The organism is Streptomyces sp. UH6, assembly GCF_013421635.1.
GTDB classification, from domain to species: domain Bacteria; phylum Actinomycetota; class Actinomycetes; order Streptomycetales; family Streptomycetaceae; genus Streptomyces; species Streptomyces abyssomicinicus.
Genome location: NZ_JACADT010000522.1, coordinates 1 through 3981 on the forward strand (window position 1 = coordinate 1; position 3981 = coordinate 3981).

Sequence of the window (3981 nt, forward strand, 5' to 3'; positions counted from 1 at the left end):
CGTCGTCCACCCGGAATCCGGTGGGGGTCGAGGCGACGGCGCGAGGATGCGGTGGGCGGACCACCGGTCCGCGGCCGCGAGCCCGCCGGTCGGGCGCGGATGCCCGGTGCGTCCGGCGTCTCCTCCCGTGGGACGCCGTGTCCGACCGGTGGACCGGTGAACCGCCCGCATCTCCCGGCATGGGAGGATCGGGGGCAAGGTGCGTCAGGTCAGGACCTGTGCGCGCCGTCGCCTCACCACTGGCGCGAGCAGGAGGAGCACCGTTGAGCAGGTTGCGCTGGCTGACCGCGGGGGAGTCCCACGGACCCGCACTCGTCGCGACGCTGGAAGGACTTCCGGCCGGCGTGCCGGTCACCACCGAGCTGGTGGCCGACCACCTCGCCCGCCGCCGCCTCGGCTACGGCCGCGGCGCCCGGATGAAGTTCGAGCGTGACGAGGTCACCTTCCTCGGCGGCGTGCGCCACGGCCTCTCCCTCGGCTCCCCGATCGCGGTCATGGTCGGCAACACCGAGTGGCCCAAGTGGGAACAGGTCATGTCCGCCGACCCGGTCGACCCGGAGATCCTCGCCGGACTCGCCCGCAACGCGCCGCTGACCCGCCCCCGCCCGGGCCACGCGGACCTGGCCGGCATGCAGAAGTACGGCTTCGACGAGGCCCGCCCGATCCTGGAGCGCGCCTCCGCCCGCGAGACCGCGGCACGCGTCGCCCTCGGTGCCGTCGCCCGCTCCTACCTCAAGGAGACGGCCGGCATCGAGATCGTCTCCCACGTGGTCGAGCTGGCCTCCGCCAAGGCGCCGTACGGCGTGTACCCGACCCCCGCCGACACCGAGAAGCTGGACGCCGACCCGGTGCGCTGCCTCGACGCCGACGCGTCGAAGCGGATGGTCGCCGAGATCGACCAGGCCCACAAGGACGGCGACACCCTCGGCGGCGTCGTCGAGGTGCTGGCCTACGGCGTGCCGGTCGGCCTCGGCTCGCACGTCCACTGGGACCGCCGTCTCGACGCCCGCCTGGCCGCCGCGCTGATGGGCATCCAGGCCATCAAGGGCGTCGAGGTCGGCGACGGCTTCGACCTGGCCCGCGTCCCCGGCTCCCAGGCGCACGACGAGATCCTCCCCACCGAGGACGGCATCCGCCGCGCCACCGGCCGCGCCGGCGGCACCGAGGGCGGTCTGACCACCGGCGAGCTGCTGCGGGTGCGCGCCGCGATGAAGCCCATCGCCACCGTCCCCCGCGCCCTGCGCACCGTCGACGTCACCACCGGCGAGCCCACCCAGGCCCACCACCAGCGCTCCGACGTCTGTGCCGTGCCCGCGGCCGGCATCGTCGCCGAGGCCATGGTGGCCCTGGTGCTGGCCGACGCGGTGGCCGAGAAGTTCGGCGGCGACAGCGTGGCCGAGACCCGCCGCAACGTCCGCTCGTACCTCGACAGCCTGACCGTCCGATGAGTCCGGCGACCGCCGGGCCGCGCCTGGTCCTGGTCGGCCCGATGGGCGTCGGCAAGTCCACCGTGGGCGCCCTGCTCGCGGAGCGGCTGGGCGTCGCCTACCGGGACACCGACGAGGACATCGTCGCGGCCGAGGGCCGCGCCATCGCCGAGATCTTCGTCGACGACGGCGAGGAGCGGTTCCGCGCCCTGGAGAAGGCCGCCGTGCGGTCCGCCCTCGCCGAGCACGAGGGCGTCCTCGCCCTCGGCGGCGGCGCGATCCTCGACGCGGACACCCGGGCGCTGCTGGCCGGCCACCCGGTCGTCTACCTGTCGATGGACGTCGAGGAGGCCGCCCGGCGCACGGGCCTGAACGTCGCCCGGCCCCTGCTCGCGGTCAACCCGCGCAAGCAGTGGCGGGAGCTGATGGAGGCCCGGCGCCACCTGTACACCGAGGTCGCCCGCGTGGTGGTCCCCACCGACGCGCGCACCCCCGAAGAAGTCGCCGAGGCGGTCCTCGACGCACTGGAGAAGGACGAAGCATGAGCACCAGCGAGGCCGTGACCCGGATCGAGGTCGCCGGAACCGCCGGCACCGAGTCCTACGAGGTCCTGGTCGGACGGCAGCTGCTCGGCGAGCTCGGCGCCCTGGTGGGCGGCAAGGCCAAGCGCGTCGCCGTGATCCACCCGGAGGCCCTCGCCGACACCGGGGACGCGCTCCGTGCCGACCTGGCCGAACAGGGCTACGAGGCCGTCGCCATCCAGGTGCCGAACGCCGAGGAGGCCAAGACCGCCGAGGTCGCCGCCTACTGCTGGAAGGCGCTGGGGCAGACCGGCTTCACCCGCACCGACGTGATCGTCGGCGTCGGCGGCGGCGCCACCACCGACCTCGCCGGCTTCGTCGCCGCCACCTGGCTGCGCGGCGTGCGCTGGATCGCCGTCCCCACCACGGTGCTCGCCATGGTGGACGCGGCCGTCGGCGGCAAGACCGGCATCAACACCGCCGAGGGCAAGAACCTGGTCGGCGCCTTCCACCCGCCGGCCGGCGTCCTGTGCGACCTGGCCGCCCTGGACTCGCTGCCCGTGCACGACTACGTCTCCGGCCTCGCCGAGATCGTCAAGGCCGGCTTCATCGCCGACCCGGTGATCCTCGACCTGATCGAGGGCGACCCGGAGGCCGCGCGCACCCCCGAGGGCCCGCACACCGCCGAGCTGATCGAGCGCGCCATCCGGGTCAAGGCCGACGTGGTCTCCTCCGACCTCAAGGAGTCGGGCCTGCGGGAGATCCTGAACTACGGCCACACCCTGGCGCACGCCATCGAGAAGAACGAGCGCTACAAGTGGCGGCACGGCGCGGCGGTCGCCGTCGGCATGCGGTTCGCCGCCGAACTCGGCCGGGTCGCCGGGCGGCTCGACGACGCCACCGCCGACCGGCACACCGAGATCCTGCGCTCCCTCGGCCTGCCGTTGACCTACCGCTACGACCAGTGGCCCAAGCTGCTGGAGAACATGAAGGTCGACAAGAAGTCCCGCGGCGACCTGCTGCGCTTCATCGTCCTCGACGGCCTGGCCCGCCCCACCGTGCTGGAGGGCCCGGACCCGGCGGTGCTGCTCGCCGCCTACGGCGAGGTCGCCGAGTAGTCTGAAGCCGCCGCCCTCCCCGGCCGGAGGGCACTTTCCCGCCGCCCCGCCCGTTCCCCACCAGACGGCGCGGGGCGGTACCGTTCCGAGGCCGGTACGACGGATGCGACCACGAGACGGAGTGGCAGGCGATGCAGCACGCGGTGGGGTCCGAACTGCCGCCTCCCCACGGACCCGGGCAGGCCGCCTGGGCGGGGCAGGCGCCTGAGGCGACCGGTCAGACGCCCCTGCCCCAAGGAGGCCCGGTGCACGCGCCGGGAGCGCCCCTGGCACAGGGGGGCGTCCACCCGGTGGCCCCGGTGGCGCCCGTGCCGCCCGACCCCCGGACGGCCACCCTCGCGGTCCTGCTGATCGGCCCGGCCGGGGCCGGCAAGACCAGCGTCGCCAAGTACTGGGCCGGCCACCGCCGGGTGCCCACCGCCCACGTCAGCCTGGACGACGTCCGCGAATGGGTGCGGTCCGGCTTCGCCGACCCGCAGACCGGGTGGAACGAGCAGTCCGAGACCCAGTACCGGCTGGCCCGCCGCACCTGCGGCTTCGCCGCCCGCAACTTCCTCGCCAACGGCATCTCCTGCGTCATCGACGACGCCGTCTTCCCCGACCGCCCGGTGGTCGGCCTCGGCGGCTGGAAGCGGCACGTGGGCCCCGGCCTGCTGCCGGTGGTGCTGCTGCCCGGGCTCGAGGTCGTGCTGGAGCGCAACGCCCGGCGCTCGGGGAACCGGCGGCTCACCGACGAGGAGGTCGCCCGCATCCACGGGCGGATGGCCGGCTGGTACGGCTCGGGCCTGCCCATCGTCGACAACTCCCAGCTGGACGTCCCCACCACCGCCAAGCTGCTGGACGACGTGCTGGCCCGCTCCCTGGCGGCGCCCCCGCAGTGGTGAGGCCGCAGTGGTGAGGCCGCAGCGGTGAGGC

General features: G+C 74.6%; 4 protein-coding genes. All 4 read left to right on the forward strand.

The window, feature by feature from the left end; all coding sequences use genetic code 11:
• Window positions 1-263 precede the first annotated feature (263 nt).
• Entirely contained in the window at window positions 264-1448 is a 1185-nt protein-coding gene (aroC, locus tag HW445_RS21205; protein WP_180222566.1) for a chorismate synthase, read from the forward strand.
• The gene (locus HW445_RS21210; protein ID WP_180222567.1) at window positions 1445-1972 is read left to right on the forward strand and encodes a shikimate kinase; all 528 of its coding nucleotides are present in this window, start codon (window positions 1445-1447) and stop codon (window positions 1970-1972) included. Before aroC ends, HW445_RS21210 begins: the two co-directional genes overlap by 4 nt.
• Window positions 1969-3066 (forward strand): 3-dehydroquinate synthase, encoded by a 1098-nt coding sequence (aroB, locus tag HW445_RS21215; RefSeq protein WP_180222568.1) that lies wholly within the window; start codon window positions 1969-1971, stop codon window positions 3064-3066. The genes HW445_RS21210 and aroB overlap by 4 nt, the downstream gene beginning before the upstream one ends.
• Before the next feature lie 131 nt (window positions 3067-3197).
• Window positions 3198-3950 carry an AAA family ATPase gene (locus tag HW445_RS21220; protein WP_180222569.1) on the forward strand — a complete coding sequence of 251 codons (753 nt, stop codon included), beginning with the start codon at window positions 3198-3200 and terminating at the stop codon, window positions 3948-3950.
• The last annotated feature ends 31 nt before the right edge of the window (window positions 3951-3981 follow it).

Coding starts and splice junctions, on each gene's coding strand:
- HW445_RS21220 (WP_180222569.1), top strand. CDS start 3,198: ATGCAGCACGCGGTGGGGTCCGAACTGCCGCCTCCCCACGGACCCGGG.
- HW445_RS21210 (WP_180222567.1), top strand. CDS start 1,445: ATGAGTCCGGCGACCGCCGGGCCGCGCCTGGTCCTGGTCGGCCCGATG.
- aroB (WP_180222568.1), top strand. CDS start 1,969: ATGAGCACCAGCGAGGCCGTGACCCGGATCGAGGTCGCCGGAACCGCC.